Origin of the sequence: Aporhodopirellula rubra, assembly GCF_014192335.1 — a bacterium.
Lineage (GTDB): Bacteria > Planctomycetota > Planctomycetia > Pirellulales > Pirellulaceae > Rhodopirellula > Rhodopirellula rubra.
This window is the reverse complement of record NZ_JACHXU010000012.1, coordinates 110855-132440: the sequence shown is the minus strand read 5'-3', so window position 1 is coordinate 132440 and position 21586 is coordinate 110855. Positions and strand designations below refer to the sequence as shown.

General features: G+C 57.5%; 17 protein-coding genes. 10 read left to right on the top strand and 7 right to left on the bottom strand.

Annotated elements, in window-relative coordinates; translation table 11 throughout:
• Positions 1-513: 513 nt before the first annotated feature.
• From FHS27_RS17045 to FHS27_RS17035, 3 genes are all read right to left on the bottom strand, one after another.
• A complete protein-coding gene (locus FHS27_RS17045) occupies positions 514-1422 on the bottom strand; it encodes a hypothetical protein (RefSeq protein ID WP_184306095.1) in 909 nt (302 codons plus the stop codon).
• Between the two features lie 14 nt (positions 1423-1436).
• Complete coding sequence (locus FHS27_RS17040; protein WP_184306094.1) at positions 1437-3074, bottom strand: LTA synthase family protein; 1638 nt, start codon at positions 3072-3074, stop codon at positions 1437-1439.
• Between the two features lie 652 nt (positions 3075-3726).
• Complete coding sequence (locus FHS27_RS17035; protein WP_184306093.1) at positions 3727-4620, bottom strand: class I SAM-dependent methyltransferase; 894 nt, start codon at positions 4618-4620, stop codon at positions 3727-3729.
• A 314-nt stretch (positions 4621-4934) separates the two neighbouring features.
• On the opposite strand from FHS27_RS17035, the gene FHS27_RS17030 reads away from it, so the two are divergent.
• The 3 genes from FHS27_RS17030 to FHS27_RS17020 all read left to right on the top strand — a co-directional run bounded on the left by FHS27_RS17030 (position 4935) and on the right by FHS27_RS17020 (position 9137).
• Entirely contained in the window at positions 4935-5390 is a 456-nt protein-coding gene (locus tag FHS27_RS17030) for a flagellar hook assembly protein FlgD (RefSeq protein WP_184306092.1), read from the top strand.
• 55 nt (positions 5391-5445) lie between these two features.
• The gene (locus FHS27_RS17025) at positions 5446-7884 is read left to right on the top strand and encodes a flagellar hook-basal body complex protein (RefSeq protein WP_184306091.1); all 2439 of its coding nucleotides are present in this window, start codon (positions 5446-5448) and stop codon (positions 7882-7884) included.
• 269 nt (positions 7885-8153) lie between these two features.
• Positions 8154-9137: a hypothetical protein gene (locus FHS27_RS17020; RefSeq protein ID WP_221225171.1), complete on the top strand. Its 984-nt coding sequence runs from the start codon at positions 8154-8156 to the stop codon at positions 9135-9137.
• Positions 9138-9261: 124 nt separating this feature from the next.
• On the opposite strand, the gene proB is transcribed toward FHS27_RS17020, so the two are convergent.
• Both proB and ypfJ read right to left on the bottom strand, forming a co-directional pair.
• The gene (gene proB, locus FHS27_RS17015; RefSeq protein ID WP_184306089.1) at positions 9262-10473 is read right to left on the bottom strand and encodes a glutamate 5-kinase; all 1212 of its coding nucleotides are present in this window, start codon (positions 10471-10473) and stop codon (positions 9262-9264) included.
• A gap of 41 nt (positions 10474-10514) precedes the next feature.
• Complete coding sequence (ypfJ, locus tag FHS27_RS17010; protein ID WP_184306088.1) at positions 10515-11366, bottom strand: KPN_02809 family neutral zinc metallopeptidase; 852 nt, start codon at positions 11364-11366, stop codon at positions 10515-10517.
• Positions 11367-11599: 233 nt separating this feature from the next.
• On the opposite strand from ypfJ, the gene rimO reads away from it, so the two are divergent.
• Together rimO and FHS27_RS17000 are read left to right on the top strand one after the other, a co-directional pair.
• Positions 11600-13078, top strand: a complete 1479-nt coding sequence (gene rimO / locus FHS27_RS17005) for a 30S ribosomal protein S12 methylthiotransferase RimO (RefSeq protein WP_184306087.1) — start codon at positions 11600-11602, stop codon at positions 13076-13078.
• 283 nt (positions 13079-13361) lie between these two features.
• Positions 13362-14339, top strand: a complete 978-nt coding sequence (locus FHS27_RS17000; RefSeq protein ID WP_184306086.1) for a hypothetical protein — start codon at positions 13362-13364, stop codon at positions 14337-14339.
• A gap of 23 nt (positions 14340-14362) precedes the next feature.
• On the opposite strand, the gene FHS27_RS16995 is transcribed toward FHS27_RS17000, so the two are convergent.
• Positions 14363-15454 carry a hypothetical protein gene (locus tag FHS27_RS16995; RefSeq protein ID WP_221225170.1) on the bottom strand — a complete coding sequence of 364 codons (1092 nt, stop codon included), beginning with the start codon at positions 15452-15454 and terminating at the stop codon, positions 14363-14365.
• Between the two features lie 462 nt (positions 15455-15916).
• Here FHS27_RS16995 and FHS27_RS31150 point away from each other — a divergent pair, with 462 nt between their 5' ends.
• Positions 15917-16363 carry a hypothetical protein gene (locus FHS27_RS31150; RefSeq protein WP_246419970.1) on the top strand — a complete coding sequence of 149 codons (447 nt, stop codon included), beginning with the start codon at positions 15917-15919 and terminating at the stop codon, positions 16361-16363.
• Positions 16364-16677: 314 nt separating this feature from the next.
• Here FHS27_RS31150 and FHS27_RS16985 read toward each other — a convergent pair whose 3' ends face one another.
• Complete coding sequence (locus FHS27_RS16985) at positions 16678-16995, bottom strand: LapA family protein (protein ID WP_221225169.1); 318 nt, start codon at positions 16993-16995, stop codon at positions 16678-16680.
• Between the two features lie 83 nt (positions 16996-17078).
• On the opposite strand from FHS27_RS16985, the gene FHS27_RS16980 reads away from it, so the two are divergent.
• From FHS27_RS16980 to FHS27_RS16965, 4 genes are all read left to right on the top strand, one after another.
• Positions 17079-17219 (top strand): hypothetical protein, encoded by a 141-nt coding sequence (locus tag FHS27_RS16980; protein ID WP_009102541.1) that lies wholly within the window; start codon positions 17079-17081, stop codon positions 17217-17219.
• 196 nt (positions 17220-17415) lie between these two features.
• Entirely contained in the window at positions 17416-18495 is a 1080-nt protein-coding gene (locus tag FHS27_RS16975; RefSeq protein WP_184306083.1) for an ImuA family protein, read from the top strand.
• Positions 18377-20515 (top strand): DNA polymerase Y family protein, encoded by a 2139-nt coding sequence (locus FHS27_RS16970; protein ID WP_246419969.1) that lies wholly within the window; start codon positions 18377-18379, stop codon positions 20513-20515. Before FHS27_RS16975 ends, FHS27_RS16970 begins: the two co-directional genes overlap by 119 nt.
• Before the next feature lie 78 nt (positions 20516-20593).
• The gene (locus tag FHS27_RS16965; RefSeq protein WP_184306082.1) at positions 20594-21577 is read left to right on the top strand and encodes a putative 2-dehydropantoate 2-reductase; all 984 of its coding nucleotides are present in this window, start codon (positions 20594-20596) and stop codon (positions 21575-21577) included.
• Positions 21578-21586 lie beyond the last annotated feature (9 nt).

Genomic DNA, 21586 nt, shown 5'->3' with positions numbered 1-21586 from the left:
ATCTGAATGAAAAACGCATCGCGAAGTCCTCTTCGCGAGACGTCATTCCTGTGCGGAACTCATCCCGAGGGTACCCCGGTTGGTAAGTGATGCTTTCACCCCACGCGCGGAGAATAGAAAGTATCAATACCCGGTTCAAGATCAATTTGCCTGCGGGCAAAACACACGTGCATGAGCCCGTATTTACCGCTCGTCGCTGCAGCCCGATTGACTGTCATATCGCAGATGGAACTGTTTGAAGTGCGTGTCGGTGATGCAAAGGGCGTGGCGCGGAAAGCCTTTGGAGCTGTGACGCATCCCCGATCACATTTTGTCTGGCGTGCGCCGAGTTCATGCGAGAGGATGCGATTGTGGTTAGCCTTGTTGTGTCCACCCGCACGCGGTGACGCTGATATTGGGGCATTGTCTTAATCTCGTCTTGCAGCAGTCTCGATAAGGTCGATTGCGACTGCAGTAGTCACGCACGACGTGACGCATGCTTACGATGCACCGGCGAGATATTCCTCGTTGCCTTTAGCGTTTCGATGCGGTTGAGGTGATCGCGGCGACTTCGGTGATCCCGATGTTGAGTTCGTCGGAGTACACACCGAAGATGCCTTCTTGCAGGAGGTTTGCTAGCATCTCCGAATCGTTAACGGTGTGTGCGTAAACGGGCACGCCTGCATCCGTGGCGGCTTTGATGAGTTCTTTGTCGCCCGCCCGCTTTTTGGGAATCGTCAGAGCGAACAGGTCGTGAGTTCGCATGAAGTCGGCGATCGAGGAGGCCGGTGCGTCGGGCAGGCATCGATACAGTGTCAGGATAACGTTTCGGAACCCTTGAGATTGGACTAAGTCATAGTCTTTGAGTTGGTAGATCTGCAGGATGAACTGGGGAACGAGTTCGGGGCGTTCCATGCGGATACGGGCGGCGCCTTCGAGACTGCGTTTCTTGCAATCGGTGACAATGAACGCGTCGGGATGAGTCGCGAGCCAATCGTAGACCATCGTGAGCGACGCGTTGTCTTCGGGCGATTCGGCGAGGTATTCGTCGAGTGTCGGAATCACAGAACGTTCGTTCCAATCGTGTTTGACGACGATTTGTTCATCCGACGTCCAACTGAAATCGAGTTCGAAGATCCGCTGGCCTTGGCTGTAGTTGTAGTCGAGACGGGCCAGCGTGCCTGCTTCGTGGATGCCCGGAACTACTCCGCCGCGGTGCGAGACGACTGGCATTGCGACAGGGCGAGCGGGGTTGAGCGACTCGTATAGGTGCGCGTTCGCGAGCGGCGAATAGGCGTTCCATTCGGCGGGATTCGGTGACTTCGACGCCCATTTGAGTTGCATGCCGAGCGTGATGCAGGCAAAGACCAAGACATAGCTGATCGTGTTGGCGATGCGCTCACGCACTGTCGTGCCAAAAATTCTTTTAAGTATCAATTGCATTCGAGATTCCTTCTCTATTTCAGCGTCGTGCGTGGATTGGATTTCATCGCCGCAATCCTGTCGTCGGAAAGCGGAGTTTCGGCGAGTCGGTCGCGAAGGTAGCAAACCATATCGAGTTGTGACAAGTTTCCAGAAAGTGCCAATCCCGAGGCTAGCGAATTCTGTTGTTTGGAGAGGTCGTTACCCTTCTGGTAAATCAGCCAGGGGACATGGTCACGATGGGTTTCGGATTCACCGTAGCCATGGATGTTTGATTGGTGATCGCCGTAGATGACGACGGTGGTGTCCTCAGGCAGTTGGTCGATATAGCTTTCGAGAGCATGGTCGACGTAACGCATGCTGTTGAGGTAGTGCTCGTGCGGACTCGATGGTTTGGTGTAGAGTTCTCGCTCGGACTCCTTCAATTTATTGAACGGGCCGTGTGAGGTGATTGTGATGACGAAATGCAGAGTCGGCTCGGATGCTTTGGCGAGCAATTCGGCAGAGAAATCGAGGAGTTCTTCGTCCCACTCGCCCGCCACTTCGAGCGGTTTGAGTTCTTCGGTGAAATACAGCTTTTCAAAACCCATTTGGTCATAGGCTTTGCGGCGGTGGAAGAATTCGCCTGTATTTCCATGGAATGCGAATGGAGCATAGCCCTGCTGTTTTGCGAGCCAGGGCAGAGCCTGATCGTAGGGGAAGCCATAGATTTGAAACGGATTGACGCGTCCGTTGGGCGTCGCCGTTGTCAGCATTGAGAAATCGGCTTCGGAGGATCCCGTATTGTGAAACGGTTTGACCGAATACCGCATCGATAGCTGTTGGAGGTCTTGGAGAAAGGGCATCACGGGTTCACCGTCGACGGTGCTTTCGATGGCATCGAAATCGAGGCTTTCCACCTGAATGATTGCGACCTTGTCGGCTAGATTCAGCGGTTGTTCGATGTTCGTCAGTACGTCGCTCTTGGCTTCGGCTTTCGCGAGAGCTTCCTTCAATAACGTTTCGTTATCGAAAGAAATGGCTTCGGCGGTCCAGGCCACGACATAGCCATAGATGTACTCGGGCGTGCCCATGTGGATGCGTCGAATGGGCTTGTGAACGACGGCGAGGCTCACCGCGAGGGCGACGTAGGTCGTTGCCGCGATTGATGCCCATTTCAGGTTGGTGCGTCGTGGTAAGGGGCCGCGGCGGACTGCGTTGGCGAGTCCAATTTTGATCGCGAGGGCGAGAAGCCCGATGGCGAACACGTTCCAATTGATGAGTGACATGCCGTGATCGCTGACCGCGAGTCCTTCACGCCACTGGCTGGACAGGACCGGCCATGAAAGTGGTGACCCAAAGTAGCTGGCGTATACGAACAGCAGGTTGGTCGCGATCAACCCGATTACGAACGATGCTCGCAGTGCCCATCCTCGAAGCAAGCAGACGATGACCGTACAGGCCGCAACATTGAGGAGGAGGCGTCGGGCGGCATCCTTGACGACACGGCCAGTCGGGATCGCCGCTTCGGGAAAGGTCGTCAGTTGTTGGAGGATGAGGATTTCGACTGCCCAAAACAGCACGAGAGCGGACAATATCCACAGGGTCCGGCGGGTGGCGAGACGAGTCGGTTGTTCAGCTATCGCTGATTCGTCGGAAGTCGCGGGCGTTGCGGATTCGCTGTTTGCTGTCATGGAAGGAATCGCGATGAAGTGCGTTGTCGGAAGTTTGAGTTGCGCCGAGGTGTAGCGTTATGCTGGTGGATCGTTTGGGGGGCGTGTTCAGCCGGGCGGTCGCGGGGGATGCTTCCGAAATGCTCGCCACGCTGTGGAGCGACGGTTCACACGTTGGGACGTCTTGAAAAACGCGTGACGATTTCATTCAGTTTACGTTTTTGCCCACGATTTTCGCGGTGAAACGATCGGTTGAAAATGAAATCTTGGCAAAGGAATTGGGAAGAATCTCGGCTCCTGTACGCGAAAAAGCGTGTTTCCCGCAACCCGGATTTCACCGTAAGCGAGGGGGGCGAGCGGTTCACACAAGCCGATGCGCAAACGAAAGAGGGCAACTCGAGTCGTTGCCATATGGAGTTGAGAAGTTGCCGGGCGTTTTGTCGCGCGAAGCGAATTCACGTGAGAGGGCTCGCTCTACCGCGAACGTTGCATCACGCAGAGTGCAACAACTGGCGGAGTGAGCAAACTGGTTGTGCGAGCCAACCAGTCGTGGGCGTCGATAGCGAGAAGCAATGCGCGAGCTTGTCGCGTTGAAGGTAGCTACCTTTGACAACCGACGTCATTTGCATACATGCTCCAGCCAGTGACTTGAAGCGTCGACCGGTGTTTGAGGCTACGCCGCGGATCGTTTGGCAACGCTGGCGGTGCCAAGTTTGAGGGTCGCATACATGTTATCGCTGATCGGTGAGCGATTACTCAGTGGCTGAGGAAGCATCTCGAGGCCGGCTTCTTTGGCGAGGCGTTGTAACGTCGTGGGTGTGAAGTAGTTGACGTGATCGGGATATCGAAAACCACACCAACGTTCTTTTCGGACGACTCGATTCCAGCAGTCGAAGTTGGGCACTTTCAGGATGATCGCGCCATCGGGTGTGAGTGCTTCTCTTAGGTTGCGAAGTAGACGAAGTGGTTGGCATTCGTGTTCGAGAAACGATGACATCAGCACCAACCCGACGCTCTGTGGGGCCATCGCGGCGGCACCATCGATCGCGCTGGCCATGATGACATCGCCACCGTAAGGGCCAAGCAATTTGCGAGAGTTTCTTGCGAGTTGTTCCGAGACTTCGATGCCGAGCGGGCGAATGTCACGACCCACACGTGTCGATTCCTTCGCAATATTGACCAGCAGACAACCGCCGCCGCATCCGATATCTAGGATCGTTGTCGGCTCGGAATTTTGCTGCTGTGCGAGGAATTGATTGGCGAGTCGGGCGATCTTTTTGCGGCCCGGATTGACTGTTCTCTTAATGCCTTTCGCAATGTTGGAAATTCTCGACGCGATCGGCTGTTCGGTTTCTCGACGGGTGCGTTCTTGCTCGCTCGTTTTTTCCCACGCAAACTCCGTTTCCAGCTGAGAGTAGTCTGGTGGATCGGCCAGGAAAACGAATCCCGTTTCCTGGCATTTGACGATCTTCCACTCGTCACGCTGATACGGAGTCGGCGTGACATCGGTCTCGCGGTCGAGGATGGGGCAAGTGGTCGTCGCAGGGGACGTCGTGGTATTTGTCATGATGCAGCCTGGTTGAATGAGGTCGGCGTGAATCGCGAGCGGGCGACGCTGAGCACTCAACGACAGGGAGCGGGCGATCCGCGATGGTGTAAATTCATCACCTAATACCTGTCGGACCGTAAACAAATCGGGTGGCACGTCTCAAGGCTGTCTTGGGTTAATAATCGGCGACAGTATGGAAGGAGACATTATTAATGTGAACGCTCCTGTTGTTTCTGTTGAATGATGTCTCTTGATTTGCCGGGGTGGGGTTTGGTATCGGGTGGGCGTGAGTGGATCGCTCGATAACCAATTTTCTCTGAGGATTTTTGCCCATGTCCGCTGCCTCCCAGACCGGAAGTACGACTGCTGCTTCGACTGCGAATTTTTCGTCGACGTCGTCGAGTTCGGGGACCAACGATGGGTACAACGACCTCGGGACGGATGACTTCCTAAAGTTGTTGATTCAGGAGTTGCAGAACCAGGATCCGCTCAACCCGATGGACAACTCGGAAATGGTCCAGCAGATCGGTTTGATTCGTGAGATCGGGGCGACCGACGAGTTGACCGGGACGTTGACGACGTTGTCGGACAACCAACAACTCGTCACGGCGAGCGGATTGATCGGGAAGCAGGTTTCGGGACTTGCGACAGACTCCAGTCAAGTTGACGGAGTGGTCGATCGCGTCACCGTGGAAACAAATGGTGAAAACGAAGCACGTTCGATCAAAGTTCATGTCGGTGGAAAGACGATGATTCTAGAGAACATTCGCGATATTCAAACTGGGTGAGTTTTACCGATTAGATCGGTGAGCCTGACTCGGTAACGTCTCAGGAGAATCACCCGTGGGTCTGCAATCCGCTCTGACGACCGCTCTGACTGGCCTCAGTGCCGCCGAAACGCAAATTGACGTGATCGGCAACAACCTTGCTAACTCGCAAACGGTCGGGTTCAAATCATCGGACGTGGTGTTTGCGACGCAGTTTCTGCAAACACTCTCGCTCGGTGGTGGCCCATCGGCGAATAACGGGGGGACCAACCCCCGCCAAATCGGTCTGGGGGTTCAGGTCGCTGAAATCGCGGCGAACCATAATCAGGGCACGATCGAGATCAGCAGCAGTAGCAGCGATTTGGCGATCCAGGGCGACGGTTTCTTTCAAGTCCAAGCGGCCGATGGTGAAATCCTTTACACCCGCAACGGTATTTTCAAACTCAACAGCGACGGGGAACTCGTTAACGCGACCGGCCAGCGGCTGCTCGGCTACGGCATCGATGAGCAGTTTCAGCTGCAGACGTCGACTTTGACGCCACTGACGGTTCCGCTGGGAACGAAAACGGTTGCCAAGGCGACTGAGAACGTTTCTTTCGAAGGCACGCTGACACCGGAAGGCGATCTCGCAACGGCTGCTCAGGTGATCGAAAGTTTGCACCTTGGTGACAATCAAGTGCCACGGCCAGATGCGTCGTCGGTGAATGCGGAAACCGCGCCGATCGCGGATACTACGTCCACCACCGCGACGCCCGGTTCGTCGGGAACGTTGGGTTCGGGCACGTATCAGTATCGATTCGCGCTCGTTGATGCCAACGGATACGAAGCCTCAGCTAGTAATGTCGTCAGCGCCTCGGTGGGTCCCAGCGGCAACATTGATTTGGCCAACTTGCCCAACGACCCGACCGGGGGCACCTATCCAACGGTCAATATCTATCGAACCGGACCGAACGGCAGTGACTACTTTTTGCTCGATTCGGCTGCTAGCGGCGGGACCTACAACGACACCGGTGCGACAGCTCTCACGTCGACGCCTCTGAATGATGAAAACCTGACGGGCAACTACACGTATATGATCACCTATTACAAGGCGGGTGATCCGGAGAGTCGTCCGAGTGCGTACGTGGGCCCGCAGAGTGTTGTCGATGGACGCATCACTTTGTCGAACTTTCCGACACCTCCAACGCCACCAATCGGCGGTGGGTTTCCCGCGTATGACGAAGTTCGAATCTATCGAAACTTGTCCGGTGACCAAAACAACTTCTATTTGGTTGGCAGCGCCGCACCGGGCGAAACGTTCACGGACTCGCGGTCGGATGCAGAAATCTCTGATTTGACCGACAGTGCGAACCAGGTCTTGAACCAGGACGGTCCATCGGTCAACAGCAACACCTTGTTGACTGATGTTCTTCGACGCGACGGACTCGTGTACGAACAGATGTTTAGTGAAGGCACGCTGAGCTATACCGGGCGTAAGGGTGGTCGTACGTTGGGCACCAAAGAGTTGGAGATCACGTCGACTTCAACGATGCAGGATCTGCTCGACTTTATCGAAGACGCATCGGGCATTCAAACGTTGCAAGTCGATTCGCAGAACCCGATTCCCGATTCGGCAAACAACATTCTCGGCGAAACCGGAACGTTGAAACCAGGAGCGTACATTCAAGACGGCCGGATTCGATTGATCTCCAATAACGGTGAATCCAATGCGATCGACATCGATCTGTCGTCATTCCGTTTGACGGATGAGTTTGGTCAGGTCTCGACGCCCAATATGGCGTTCGGTACGACTCAAGAAGCGGTCGGGCAGAGTGCGGCGACGGACTTCGTCGTCTACGATTCGCTCGGGGTTCCGATCAGTGTTCGAGTGACCACAACGTTGGAGAGCCGAACCGATGAAGCGACCGTTTATCGTTGGTACGCCGACAGTCCGGATAACTCGGTGCCCGGGAAGAATGACATCGCGGTTGGAACGGGACTGATCCAGTTTGACGGAAACGGTAACTTTGTGACCGCGACGGAGGAGACGATCTCGATCAATCGTCAGGGGTTGCCGAGTGTCACGCCGTTGCAGTTCGAAATGGACTTTTCGCTCGTTTCGGGTTTGGCGACTCAAGAGGCCACTTTGGCAGCGACGAGTCAGGACGGGAGTGCACCGGGGGTTTTGAACAGCTTCACCGTTGGTGATGACGGCACGTTGTTGGGAACGTTCAGTAATGGTATCTCACGAGATCTCGGCCAATTGCAATTGGCTCGGTTCGCAAACCCCGCCGGTTTGGAAGCTCGTGGTTTGAACATGTACGCTCAGGGTGTGAACACGGGTTTGCCTGTGACGGGACAACCGGGCGAAAATGGGATCGGAACCACGATCGGTGGTGCGTTGGAATTGTCCAACACCGACATCGGGAACGACCTCGTTGAGCTCGTGTTGGCGAGTACTCAGTACCGAGGGAACAGCCGAGTGATCACGACGGCTCAGCAGTTGATTGACGAATTGTTGAACCTGCGTCGATAGTCGGCTGGGCTTTGGCGGCGGCGGTTTGGAGGCGAGTGAGCGTGAACGCGATTTACCAGGTGGTCTTCACGTGGTGAGGTTTTTGGCGGATGATCGTTTGCGGTGGGCATCAGGTTTTTGGCCGGTGATGGTTCGGACGATGTTCTGGCGAGTTTGCCGGGACGGTATCGTGCGAATGCATCGGCGAATCTGTTGCACTTTCCTCGCCCCTATCGCTTTCTAACTCCGATCTGTGTCCCATTAACGATCCTGTGACCTCCGCAGTTAACATGAACGGCGTTCCGGATGTGGAGCAACCGCGTTCGATCGGCTGGATGGCCGTGTTTGGTTTGCTCGCCGCGGTCGGCATGCTTTTGGTGCCGATTCCGTTTCGGGGCCGAATTTGGGCGGCGTTGGGTGATGTCGCTCACGGGCCGCTGTTCGCCGCGATCTCGATTGTGGTGTTGTTCCTTTGGCACCGAGTTAACCCGTTGGATTCGTTCGGCCGAGAGTGGATGGGCCGGATGGCGTTGGTCGCCGTTTGCGTATTCTTGGCGGGCGTGTTGGCAGAGTTCGCTCAGATGATGACCGGCCGGAGTGCCGCGATGCACGACGCGGTTGCCAATGGATTGGGGGTGATCTCGGGGGTCGCGATTTGTTTCGCGGTGTTGAACGCGCGCTACCACGAAGACCGTCGTTGGATCAGTGTGACCGCGACGGCGATCGCGATGGTGATGATCGGGATCGCACTGGCTCGACCGGTGGCGTTGTTGATGGACATTGCGGACGTGCGGTTGTCGTATCCGTTGATGGGATCGTTTGAAGGCGACATGGAACTGACCCGTTGGTACTTCGACGATTGTCGTTGCACACGAACGGACCAGAACGTCACGCATGGCCGCAGCGCGCTGAGGATTTTGGTCGAACGGGCTCCGTCTCCGGCGGCAACTTTGGTCGAGTTGGTTCCCGATTGGTCGGACGTGAAATCGTTGGAACTCGACGTGACGCTGGCTCGATCGTATCCCGTTCCGCTCGAGGTGATTTTGAAAGTCGTCGATGGGGATCATCGTAATTGGGATACTGACACGAGTCGTAAGACGTTTCGTTTGCAGCCCGGCAAAACATCCCATTTGGTGATGAACCGAGATGAGATTATCGGCGGGCCGGATGGTCGTGTTTTGGATCTAGCGCACGTCAAATTCGTCAGTCTGTTGATGGTTGCACCTGAGATGGCGACGTTCGTCGACGTGGACCGTGTCCAGGTGACGCGGTAATTCTCGAGGTCGCGATTCCGGTCGCTGCGATTTTTTTGTCTGACGCAACCAGTCCCCGCGTCGCGTTCGATGTGAGCGAGGTTGACTCCCGACACCGCGATGACACCGCAGGTCGCGTGGCGGGCTATTCAGCGGGCTCTTCGGCGAGGATTCGCAGCACCAGGTTGTTGCGATGGATCACGTTTTCGTAGGGCCGGTGACCGAGGATGGATTCGATCTCGGTGTTAGAACGGCCCGCGATGAGTGAGATCTCGTGGCTGCGGTAGTTGACTAAGCCACGTGCGATTTCCTGTTCGTTGCGATCGATCAGGCTGACCACGTCCCCGTGTGAGAACGTGCCTTCGACGCGTTCGATCCCAACGGCTAAGAGGCTGCGGCCTTGGTTGCAGATCGCTCGGGCGGCACCGTCGTCGAGATGGAGGCTGCCTTGCACGACGGCGGCACTGCCGATCCAACGACGGCGTCCACGCAGGGTGCGTTTGGGAGGGATGAACAGCGTGCCGACGCGTCCGCCAGCGAAAATTTGGTCGAGAACATCGTCTTGCCGACCGGGGCCGATGATGGTGGGGTGGCCGTGCGAGTTGGCGAGCCGTGACGCACGAAGCTTTCCTTCCATGCCGCCTTTGCTGACCGCAGACGATTTGTCTTCGGCCATCGACATCACGTTGCCGTCGAGGTTACGGACGAGTTCAATCTTCTTGCTGCCGTCGCTGTCGGGGTGTCCGTCGTAGAGTCCGTGCACGTCGGTCAACAAAATCAGCAAGGCATCATTGAAGAGGCCAGCGACGTGAGCGGCGAGGCGGTCGTTGTCGCCAAAGGTGGTTTTCAATTCCGCAACCGCGACGGAGTCGTTCTCGTTGACGACCGCGATGGCACCGAATTCGTGAATGCCGTTGATGGCGTTGCGAACGTGCAGGTATCCGCTGCGGCGGCGAAGGTCGCTCTTGGTGAGTAGGACTTGTGCGGCCTGATAACCGTGCCGAAGCAGCGAGTTCTCGTAGGCCTTGATAAGGTCAGCCTGTCCGATCGCGGCGACGGCCTGCAACCGGGCGATCCCGACTGGACGCGTCGGAAGACCGAGCTTTGCAACGCCTGCACCGACGGCACCGCTACTGACCATGATGACCTGGCGGCCGGTGTCGGCGATTCGCGCCAGCTGGGCGGCGAGCAAATCGACTCGGGCGAGATCGAGTTTCCCTTCGTTCGTCGTCAGGACCCGCGTGCCGACTTTGACGACGACACATTTGGTTTGTTCAATGACTTGAGCGCGGATCGCATCCTGTGCGGCAGTCTCGTCGTCAGCGTTCCCCTCCGGGGTATCACAAGCGAAATTCAAAATGTTTTCGAAATTGAGGGAAAGAAAATGCGCCGAATCAATTACAGCGATGCGGCGCCGAACGTGTCGCCCTGGCTTAGGTCGCCGGTTTTCAAACCTTTGCTAAACCACTCGACGCGTTGTGCACTGGTGCCGTGGTTGAAGGTTTCCGGTTGGACGTAACCTTTACTGCGGCGTTGCAGGGTATCGTCGCCGATGGCTTGGGCTGCCGTCAACGCTTCTTCGATATCGCCACGTTCGATGATATTGTGCATCCGGTCGGCATGGTGCAGCATCACGCCGGCAAAGAAATCGGCCTGCAGTTCGAGTTTGACGGAGTACTTGTTGTATTCGACTTCCGGTACTTGTTGACGGATCCGGTCGACTTGATCGGTGTAGCCCAGCAGTTTTTGCACGTGGTGGCCGACTTCGTGTGCGACCACGTAGGCTTGAGCGAAATCCCCGGGAGCGCCGAGTTGGCGTGCGAGTTGGCTGAAGAAAGACGTGTCGAGATACACCTTTTGGTCGGCCGGGCAGTAGAACGGGCCGGTCCCGCTGCTGGCCATGCCGCAACCGCTGCGGACTTGGTCTTTGAAGAGAACCAGGGTCGGCTTTCGGTACTGCATGTCGTTTTCGGCGAACAGGCGTGTCCACACGTCTTCGGTGTCCGCGAACACGGTCGACACGAACTCACCGGCCTCTTTTTCGGCGGGAGTTAGTTCGGCGGCCTGGCCGGGGGCGGCGGCCGGTTGGTTCTGACGTGCTTGCTGGAGGAATTGTTGAGGGTTTCCGCCCAGCAATCCGATCACGATGGCGATCAAGACGATGCCGATTCCGCCACCCACTGCGGCGGGACGACCCATCGTGCGCCGATCTTCAACGTTTTCGCTTTGTCGTCTACCTTTCCATCGCATTGTGGAGCCTTTTATCAGCGAAAAACGCTGTCCTGAGAAAGTCGTGTTTTGTGAGGTAACCCCAAATTGTGGCAAACCGCGGGCCGGATCGGAAGGTGTGCGGAGTGAATGGACGCTCACCAATTGCAAATTTCAAATTGTCAAATTGACCTTTTCTGGTCTAATGCCACGTCGACTGACGTTTTGAAGAGTTTTATTTACAAGCCCATTTTCAGCCTATCTGTCGCGTTTCGATGCAGCTTCCGATCTACCAAAAGCCCGAAATCAACGTTGTTACGCCGCCGAACGCACCCGGTGCAGGAACGGCCGATAGCGGAGGGCAAGTGGATACGATGAGCGCCGTCGATCCGAACACATCCCGTGCTCGCGGCAATTACGCGGTCGTGTCATTGGGGTGTCCAAAAAATTTGGTGGACACCGAACAGATGCTCGGGCGACTCGACGCGGACGGCTATCGCATGGTCGATTCGGTCGATGGAGCGGACTTTGTCGTCGTCAATACGTGTGCCTTCATCGACTCGGCACGTGCGGAATCGATGGCGGCGATCGATGAGATGCTGACGCTCAAGCGTGAAGGAAAGCTACGCAACGTCGTCGTCACGGGATGTTTGGCTGAGCGACAGCAGGGCAAACTGCTCGAAGATCGTCCGGAGATTGACGCTCTCGTCGGAGTGTTCGGTCGCAATGACATCGTCAGTGTCGTGGACGAGTTGTATTCCGGCCTCGAGGAACAGCGGACCGTCTTTAAGCCCGCCGCGGTGAATCCGCTCAGCGACGCGGTGCGATCCGCCGTGACTCCGCGACACTTCGCGTATTTGAAGATCAGCGAAGGATGTGACCGATTGTGTACGTTCTGCGCGATTCCCAAGATGCGTGGCAAGCACTTCAGTAAACCGATCGAACAAATCATCGAGGAGGCTGACCGTCTCGGACGCAGTGGAGTGCGGGAGTTGGTCGTCGTTGCTCAAGACACGACGTACTACGGAATGGATCGTTACGGCAAGCCTCGGCTGAACGATTTGTTGAAACAGCTCGATCAAGTCGATTCGATCGATTGGGTTCGGCTGATGTACTTCTACCCGATGTACATTGACGACTCCCTGATTGATACGATCGCGAACGCACGCCGCATCGTGCCCTACATCGACATGCCACTGCAGCACGCGAGTGATTCGATGCTTCGCCGGATGTCGCGAAAAACGACGCGGAAGTTGCAAACGGAAATCGTGCGAAAGTTGCGAGAGCGGATTGACTCGCTCGTCATGCGGACGACGATGATCACGGGATTCCCGGGCGAGACGGAAGACGATTTCAAAGAGTTGATGGATTTCGTGGACGAGTCGCAGTTCGAAAACCTCGGCGTGTTCACTTATTCGGTCGAGGAAGACACGCCGGCGGCAAGACTGCCCAACCGCGTCGATCCTGACGTCGCCATCCGTCGACGCGATGAGTTAATGGCGTTGCAGCAGTCGATTGCGTTTGAGTGGAATGGCAGCCGCGTTGGGGGCGTCGAAGAAGTCTTGATCGATGCCGCGATGCCCGAACAAGAAGGCGTTTTCATCGGCCGCACACGCAGCGAGGCGCCCGACGTCGATGGACTCGTCTACGTGTCGCAGGTCAGCGAAGAGTCACCGGTCGAAGTCGGGCAGATTCGCAATTGCGAGATCGTCGCGTCGCAGGGATATGACCTCGCTGCGGCAGCAATCGACTGAACGCTCGCGAAGCGTGTCACCGTTGATGGTTCATCCTTAGTGAGTCCTCTGGGACCACCGGGTGACGTGATTCGTCGGTTATTCTCCGCGTGCGAGGGGCTGCGTCGTTGAGCGGTTTGAGCGACGATGGCCCGCCGAGCGAACGGGCGTGCGGACATTGCTGAGACTGAGGTGCCATGTTCTGCGCCGGAGAAAGCGTGTGGTCGCCGGTGCAATGGGAGTGCATTAAGATGGGAAATGGTGTTTTTGGTTTGCCCTTTTCTCTTTTGCCACGAGACGTTTGATGATTGTCCCCACGTACTGGGCTGAGGCGAAGCGGACGATCAAGCACGATCAACGTCAAATGACGTTGCGACGTTTCGGATGGTCGGACGTGAGTCAAGCGGCGGCGGAAGAGCACGCCGAGCAACGTGTTGCCGAAGCGGTCGAGCGTGTCGTCGGCGGGGAACCCACGCTGCTCGCGGAGCCGAAGGTGCCCTACAACGGTGCCGATGGATTGCCCATTCGCGAGGAAATTGTCTCGCGGCAGGATGACGCTGTGATGACTCGCAACGGATATGGCGCGTTGTGTTTGAACACCCCGGATGTGTTGTTCGCGGACGTCGATGCGGAGGATGACGGAGGTTGTTCGGCGTACGGATACACGTTTCTGTTGTATGGGATCGTGTATGTCGGGTTCGCGTGGAAGTTGGACGGGCTACGTTCGTTGTTTCTGTTTTTGTTAGGGGCGATCGTTGTGGTGACCGTCTTTGGCAGTGTGTGGCACTGGATCCGTGATCGCGTTCGCGGGTCACCCAAGGCAGCGGCGCGGGCTCGCATTGAACGGTTTGCCGATCGACATCATGAATGGGGCATGCGTCTCTACGAGACACCACGGGGATGGAGAGTATTGGTGTCCCACGCCACGTTTGATCCACGCAGTGATCAGGTGCGATCGTTCTTTAACGCGATCGGAACCGACCCGATCTATGCCCGCATGTGCTTCAATCAAAATTGCTTCCGTGCGAGAGTAACGCCCAAACCGTGGAGGATCGGCATCGACGATCATCTCAAACCACGTCCGGGCGTGTGGCCGGTTTCGCCGGAGCGGTTGCCGGACCGAAACCGTTGGGTGCAGCGTTACGAGCGGCAATCGGCGGATTATTCAGCGTGCCGGTTCGTTTCGTCGTTCGGCAGTGCGACTCAATGTGACCAGGCGAGGGGAGTCATCCGCTGGCACGATGAGGTGTCCGGTGCGATGACGGATCGTGCCATTGCGTAGACGGAGGGGCGGTTCCGTTCGGATTACCCGAATTCTTCGTATTCTTCTTCGTCTTCGCAGAACGGGTCGATCATTTTACCTGACCAGACCACGAGCCGATGGCTGGTCGGCCACTGCACCGCGATCGCCAAAACTGCGATGCCGCATAGTGCTTCGCCGACGTAGTAACGTGTGGAAACGAGTGCGGCCAAACAAGCGGATGCCGATAGCAATCCGAGAACGGTGACAAACAGGGTTCGGTGCACGACGGCCAAGCGATTGCTGAGCCGACAGGAGCGATAGATTTCTCGTGCCGGATTGTCCCACTGTGCGATGAAGCTGCGTAACGCCACGCCACGGTGGTGAGCACGGAGGCTTTGGATGAGCGACGCCGCGTGGGATTGACGGTAGAATGAAAGACCTCGCCATCGAATCACACCCGCGGCGAGGAAGCACGCCACGGCGATCGAAAGAGTGCGCAACCAATCGATGGGCCGGGAAAAGGAATCGTCGAGTCCCGATAAGAGTTGATCGGCGAGGATGACCAGCAGCGGTAAGGCGACCGCGACGGCCAACGCGATGCGAGAGAATTTGAGGTGATCGGCCACGCTGTTCATTCGCGAACGGTGGGCGAGCTTCTCAGGCATGCGATTCTTGATTCGAATGCCGAGCGATCGCAGGCCGGTCGGTACGATGAACAAAGTGATCGCGATGAAAAGACACGCGACCGAGAGAGTTGTTGGAAGGAAGTCGTTGAAGGGAAAGCCCGCGAGTTCGAAGCATCGACTGACGATGGTGATGACGCAGACGCCGATCGCGAGGCTCCAGCCGATTGCACCGGATAGGCAGATCGTTGTTGCAAACGCCTGTTGTACGAAACGGGGCGGCTTCTGTTCCTTGGACGCCGTTGGGACAACAGATGAATCATCGGGGCGAGATTCGATGTCCTCCTCGGTGGCGGAGATTCCCTCGCCGATGACTGCGTCGCTGGCGGGCGATGCCACGAGTTGTGTTTCGTCGCGGTCGGCGGGCTCGTTTTCGACGAGGTCACTGTCCGTCTTGGCGACTTCCGTTTGCTCGTCTTCTGTCAGGTCGGTGTGTGCGTCGCCGAGCAATGAGTTGGGAGACGACGGCACGATCACCGGATCGTATTGCTCCGTCGGCGTATCGTCTCTGGAATCAAAGTCCGAATTTCGAGTGGAGCTTGGATCCCAAAGCACGAGATGGCAATTCGTTTTGACGAGATAAGAAAGAAGAGGAGAGTTCGCTCAAGCTAAGAGAGCGGATTTGCTAGCTAACTCCCGCAAGTCTAGTTTGCTGGTGATAGCGGGGCAAACTTCGGGGTTGTGATGCGTTAGTGAGGGGGGTGGCGCCCTAGGAGAACCGTTACGACCGTTAAAGTCGCACCGTTTTCCCTTATGGGTTCTGCGGGATGGTTCGATTGTGGCCCGGCGTGGTGGTGTGTGTTTGGGGAAGTTTCTGAATCGCAAGAAAAGTTTGTTTTTGGCGGGGTGACCAAACGTGTCACGGGGTCAGCGAAGAATGTTTGCAGTTGAACGGCGTTTGCCTTTGTCTCCGCGACTGCGAAGGATTTTTCGATGACCCAGTTGACCCTTTTTTCGGATCTCACCGCTTCGCCGGTCCCCGTCTCCCCTTCCATTTCTTCCTCGAGCGGGCAATCAGTTGCCCCGAAAGACTGCTCGTCTGCTGCAGCGGACGCGCCGCGGGCAACTGAGAGCAAAAGTGGCGAGCAGGACACTTTGTTGAAACTGGCCACTTTGATTCGCGACGGGCGGGCCCAGATGGAGGCTCAGTCGCGAGTCCGCAGTCGTCCGATTCAGTCGATCGGCGATTTGGCCCAGTCGGTTTTGCTGCGTCACGATTTGGTTGCCCGCCGCCGGGCCGCCGCCTCGGCATCGAACCATTCGGCAGATAGGGTTTGTGAGGAAGTCGCCTCCACCGTCGCCGCATCGAGTGCCGCCGCGACTCGGGTGCCCGTGGTCGGATTAGCCCAAACGCCCGCACAAGTTCATGTTGCTTCGTGAATCAGCCGAAAAGAGGGATAGTGCGGATTGGGGGAGGCAAGAAAACCAGCCGTAGTGCAGGCTGCCAGCCTGCAACCCACCGCCAAACGTTCGCTATAGAGCGGGATGCCTTGACTGAGCTGCTCGTGCTGCGGCCCGTAACGATCTGGTCTCAGTAGCCATCTGGACCCAGTGACCATCTGGACCCAGTGACCATCTCGTCTCAGCAACCACCTCGGCACCGTTATTCACCGCCGGTAGATCGATGCAAACGAGGGGAGCTCTGTTGCGGAACAGGCGTGTTGCGGAGCACGCATTGATTGGTCGCTCGGCTTTTAACCGCCGAGTTCTTTGACGGCGTCGGTGGGTTGCGAGGTGTCGTGGGATCCCTTGGCCGGGTCGCGGTCGGGCGTTTTCCCCGCGTCCGCTTTTGCCCGAGCTTTCGCTTTTTCTCGTTTACGTAACCGCCACATCGTCCACACCGACCCCAGGATGAAACTGATCACCGAGCAGGCCAAAAGCAGCAGCGTCAGAGGGTACTGGCCGCTGAAGAAGAGCAGGTCAATGTCCACGTCGTGGTGGTTTTGGAAAGCCACAACGATGACGACGAGAACTGCGGCAAGGAACAGGAAATAACGGATTTTTTGCAACATGACGTCAGACGATCGGATTGAAAAGGATTTGCTAGCAAAAGGTTTGCTTGCATAATAAACGTCTTGGTGAGCGAATTCAGCGAATGAATTCACCGGACATTCTGATCTACGAAACCGAAGGCAGCCAGGACGCCGATGCCCGTATCGAAAACGCCCGTTTCAGCGACGCGGCCGAATCCCGAAAACTCTCTCGCTCAGCAAACGTTCGCGTTTTGGGAGCCTGAGGAAGATCCGTGCGATCGTCGGGGGGCCGTTTTGTCGGAAGCGAAAACAAAAAAGGGGGCGAAAACGGGGCTCTCGACGGGGGGCCGAACGGGCGATCGAGCGGGGGCTGCGGTCGATTTTACACCACGGGGGCATTCGTCTAGAAAGCGTTCGTCTTTGGTGAATTCGGCCGTTTTCGCGAAATCGGAAGCTTTCGTGGCTGCTGAAGCGTTGCCCACGAAAGGTCCCGGGCAGTGTCCCGTTGACTCGGTTGTTGAAAACAGCACGGAAGATTCCTCCTCGGAATCTTCTTCCTCTGCGGCCCCGTTGATCAGCCGTGAATCGTTGATGGCGGATTTGCGTGGCCGGGCGGCGGCGATTTCGTCCAGCCCCGCGATGGATTCGGCGGAGCAGTTTTCGACGGGATCGCCGACGGTCGATTCGTGGCTGCCCGGTGGCGGTTTGAAACGCGGTTGGATTTGCGAGTGGGTGGCCGGACATGACGCCAGCGGCGCGTCGACGCTCGCGATGTTGGCGGCTGCGTCGACGATCAAGCCTGCACGGGATACCGAACGGGATGTTGTGTCAGGGGCTGGCGCGCCGAAGGATGTGGCGTTCGCCCACAGTGGGCCGATCATCGTTGTCGATCCGACGGCGACGTTTCATGCCTCCGCGGCGATTGCGTGCGGAATTTCGCCACAGCGGATTGTGGTTTGTCGTTGCCGGACCCGGGCCGATGCGGTTTGGGCGATGGATCAGTCGCTGCGATGTTCGTCCGTTGCGGCGGTGTGGGCCACGTTGCCGTGGAACCTGAACGACCGCGACGCGAGACGTCTGCAATTGGCCGCCGAGGCAGGTCGCACTCCCGGGTTATTTGTTTTGCAGCGTTCGGCTAGGGTGCGTCCCTCGTTTGCTGCGGTCCGTTTGCATGTCGCATCGGTGGCCGCGGACGCGTCGCGATTGTCCGCTGATCAGCGAGTGGCGGCTGGATTGCCGGTGCGTCCACCGTTGGATTTGCGGGTTCTGCGTGTGAGTTTGGATCGGGCCCGGGGCCAACGTCAAAACGAAGCGTATCTCGCCATCACGCCGAATGCCCGTTTGCACACGCTTTCGTCGGCAGCGGTCGCTCATCTGCAAACACCGCAACGAAACATTCAAACTCCTGCAGGCTCTCGTCATGAAGCGGTTGCTGTGCCTTTGGTTGCCCGATTGGCCGATCCAGCGTCGACGCATCGGGACCGAGATGCGGGCACAGGACGCGTCGCCACCGCCAACACCGAACGCCGGGTCGGCTAACCCAAACGCCCCGTCGTCGGCTGAACAACAAAAGTCGGCTGATCAAAAAGAACGGTCGTCGGGCAACCAAGCAGCCCAAGACTCCGGGTGTTCCGAGTCGGAGGCGGGAGCGGTTGAAGGCCGAGATGCTGAACCGACATCCGCAAACGCACCAGTGATTTTGTGGCACGCCGATCCACGACGTGGGCGGGTGGTTGCGGCGGCGTGCCCGCGGGCGCTCGGTGCGGGCGTGCGGTTGGGGATGCCGATCGCCCAAGCGGCGGATTTGGCGGCGATGACGGATGCAGTTTTGGAACCGTACGATCGTGATGCGGATCGGGCCGCGTTGCAGTCACTCGCAATCGAACTGCAGACTCACCTGAGTCCGCAGACCGCGGTCGAAACGCTCGAGCGATTCAAGTGGTCCGGTCGTTTTCGGCATGACCCCGAAGCGATCTTGTTGGAGATACAAGGGGTCACGCATTTATTTGCGGATAAGGATGCCGTTCAACCGGACCCTGCTGACCACCCGAACCGATCGGGAGAGCTCGGCCTGCTGTCCGCGTCAGCCTCGATCCTGGCACGCCGAAATTTGTGGGGCCGATTTGCGATCGCCGACACGATCGGCGCTGCCTGGGCTCTGGCAAATCATGCGGCATCGCAGGGGAGTGCGAAAAAGCGGTCGGGTGCGTTTCGAGGTGCTGGTGACTTTGGTGGTAACGATGAAATTCGTGACAGACATCAATTTTTCGTTGCTCCTCCTGGGCGATCGGTGGAGGCGTTGCAAACGCTGCCCTGCGCGGCGTTGCGTCTGCAGCCCGACATTGTCGCGACGCTCGACCGGCTCGGTGTCGCAACGATCGGCAGTTTGCTGCGGTTGCCACGTGAAGGGCTCGCCACTCGGTTGGGTCCGGCGCTATGTCAACGGATCGCGCAGGCGACCGGCGAAGTCGACGAGTCATTGGTTGCGATCGAATCGCAATGCGAACATGCCGCGATGTTGGACCTTGAGTACCCGACCGACGCGATCGATTTGCTCGCTGATCGCCTAACGCGGTTGATCGGTCAATCGACCGAAGGTTTGTCGACGCTGCGTCGAGGCGTCTTGAGGTTGCGGTGTCAGCTCGATTTTACACAGCATCCGCCGGTCGTTTTGGAGACCGGGTTGTTCGCACCGACGCTCGACCAAACGCATTTGACCGGATTGATGTTGGGGGCACTCGAGGCGGTTCGGTTTGGTTCGAAAGTCACACGGATGACCGTTGGTGTGGCGCAGCATGCGCCGTTGTCGAGCCGTCAACCGTCGATCTTTGGGCCCGATTTCGCTGCATCGTCGAACGAAGACTGGACGTCGCAAACGGAGGCGGCCCGGTTGATCGATGCCCTCGCCGGACGGCTTGGGGAAGACGCGGTGCGTGGCGTGCGAGTGAGTGATGATCCGTTGCCGGAGAATTCGATTGAAGATTATCCGTTGACGTCACATCGTTTGAAGGCGGAGGCGCGCAAGGCCAAACGGGCCTCGCGACAACCGACCATGCGGCAACGAGCGGCCGATGATGCGATGCAGCGGGACGCGGCGCCGCCGGGCCGCGTGGCGGGGGTTCACGATCAGACGCACGGGAACGGTTCGGCCCATGGTGGCGGTTCGGGGCGTCTCGGCGGTGGATTCGGAAGCGGACCGCAGACAACCGATTTGGGACGACGGCCGATCGAATTGCACGAACAGCCGCACGCGATCACTCCGCTGGAGAATTCCGTGCCGACGAACGGTTCGTCCGCTCAAGGAGTTTCGGTGACTGGGCCGGGCGGCGGTTTTCCGACGCGATTTCGCATTCGAGGCCGCGTCGAAAAAGTGTGCCAGCATTGGGGCCCCGAACGTATCGAGACACGGTGGTGGCGTGGGCCGTTGATCCGTCGTGACTACTTTCGGATCGAGCTGGAAAACGGTGCCCGATTGTGGATTTACTATGATCTCGGAGACGGCACCGGCCGAGTGATCGAAGATGAGAAACGATGGTATCTTCACGGTCGGTTTGCGTGATTTCGATCCGTTTGGACGTTCGATGTTAGGAGCCCGACGGCGAACCTCGGTATTTGTTTTTGGCTTAAGAGAATCTTTATGCGATATGCGGTTGTTGGAAGTGGTGCGGTTGGCGGTTTGTACGGCGGCATGCTGGCCCATCACGGGCAAGATGTTCATTTCTTGCTGCGTTCGGATTTTGATCACGTTGCCGCAAACGGGCTGCGGATCGATTCGATCAAAGGCGACTTTGTGTTGCCGAAACCCAATATTTATCAGCGGGCAGAGGACATGCCACGCTGCGATGTCATCATCGTGGCGCTAAAGTCGACCAACAACGCGATGTTGGCCGAAACGTTGCCGAAAATCATCGCCGAAGACGGTGTCGTGTTGACGCTTCAAAATGGTTTGGACGTGGAGGCCGATAGTGTCTCAGCCGTGCCCGGCCACGGTGTGCTCGGTGGTTGCTGTTTCTTGTGCAGTAACAAAGTTGGGCCGGGGCATATTCATCATCTTGACTACGGGCGCATCGTTTTCGGTGGATACGAATTCGTCGGTCGGCATGACCAGATTCGCGAAATCGGACAACGGATCGCGTCCGAGATGACCGATGCCGGGATCGATGTTCAGTGGACAGATGATTTGGCGGCGGCGCGATGGCGAAAACTGATGTGGAACGTGCCTTTCAACGGATTGTCTGTAGTTCTGGATGCGTCGACCGATGCAATCATTGGGTGTCCCGCTTCTCGGACCTTGGCCGACCGAATCATCAACGAGGTGTACGCGGGTGCGGCACTTTGCGGTGTTTCGATTGAAGAAGGGGCGATTGAGAAAACGATGCGGCATACCGAGACCATGGTGCCCTACGACAGCAGCATGCGGCTGGATTTCCTTAACGGGCGTCCGATGGAGGTCGACGCGATCTTCGGCAGCCCGCTGCGGGCGGTGGAGCGGCGAATCGCCGAGTTGACCGCCGAATCTTCGGAAAAACGGGCTCATCCGATGCCCTCGGTCAAAATGCTGCGTGAACAGCTGCAATTTTTGGATTCACGGCCCGCCATGGCGTCGAATCTCAGCGGCTAAGCGACTATC

Coding starts and splice junctions, on each gene's coding strand:
- FHS27_RS17045 (WP_184306095.1), bottom strand. CDS start 1,422: ATGCAATTGATACTTAAAAGAATTTTTGGCACGACAGTGCGTGAGCGC.
- FHS27_RS17040 (WP_184306094.1), bottom strand. CDS start 3,074: ATGACAGCAAACAGCGAATCCGCAACGCCCGCGACTTCCGACGAATCA.
- FHS27_RS17035 (WP_184306093.1), bottom strand. CDS start 4,620: ATGACAAATACCACGACGTCCCCTGCGACGACCACTTGCCCCATCCTC.
- FHS27_RS17030 (WP_184306092.1), top strand. CDS start 4,935: ATGTCCGCTGCCTCCCAGACCGGAAGTACGACTGCTGCTTCGACTGCG.
- FHS27_RS17020 (WP_221225171.1), top strand. CDS start 8,154: ATGAACGGCGTTCCGGATGTGGAGCAACCGCGTTCGATCGGCTGGATG.
- ypfJ (WP_184306088.1), bottom strand. CDS start 11,366: ATGCGATGGAAAGGTAGACGACAAAGCGAAAACGTTGAAGATCGGCGC.
- rimO (WP_184306087.1), top strand. CDS start 11,600: ATGCAGCTTCCGATCTACCAAAAGCCCGAAATCAACGTTGTTACGCCG.
- FHS27_RS17000 (WP_184306086.1), top strand. CDS start 13,362: ATGATTGTCCCCACGTACTGGGCTGAGGCGAAGCGGACGATCAAGCAC.
- FHS27_RS31150 (WP_246419970.1), top strand. CDS start 15,917: ATGACCCAGTTGACCCTTTTTTCGGATCTCACCGCTTCGCCGGTCCCC.
- FHS27_RS16985 (WP_221225169.1), bottom strand. CDS start 16,995: ATGTTGCAAAAAATCCGTTATTTCCTGTTCCTTGCCGCAGTTCTCGTC.
- FHS27_RS16980 (WP_009102541.1), top strand. CDS start 17,079: ATGAATTCACCGGACATTCTGATCTACGAAACCGAAGGCAGCCAGGAC.
- FHS27_RS16970 (WP_246419969.1), top strand. CDS start 18,377: ATGAAGCGGTTGCTGTGCCTTTGGTTGCCCGATTGGCCGATCCAGCGT.
- FHS27_RS16965 (WP_184306082.1), top strand. CDS start 20,594: ATGCGATATGCGGTTGTTGGAAGTGGTGCGGTTGGCGGTTTGTACGGC.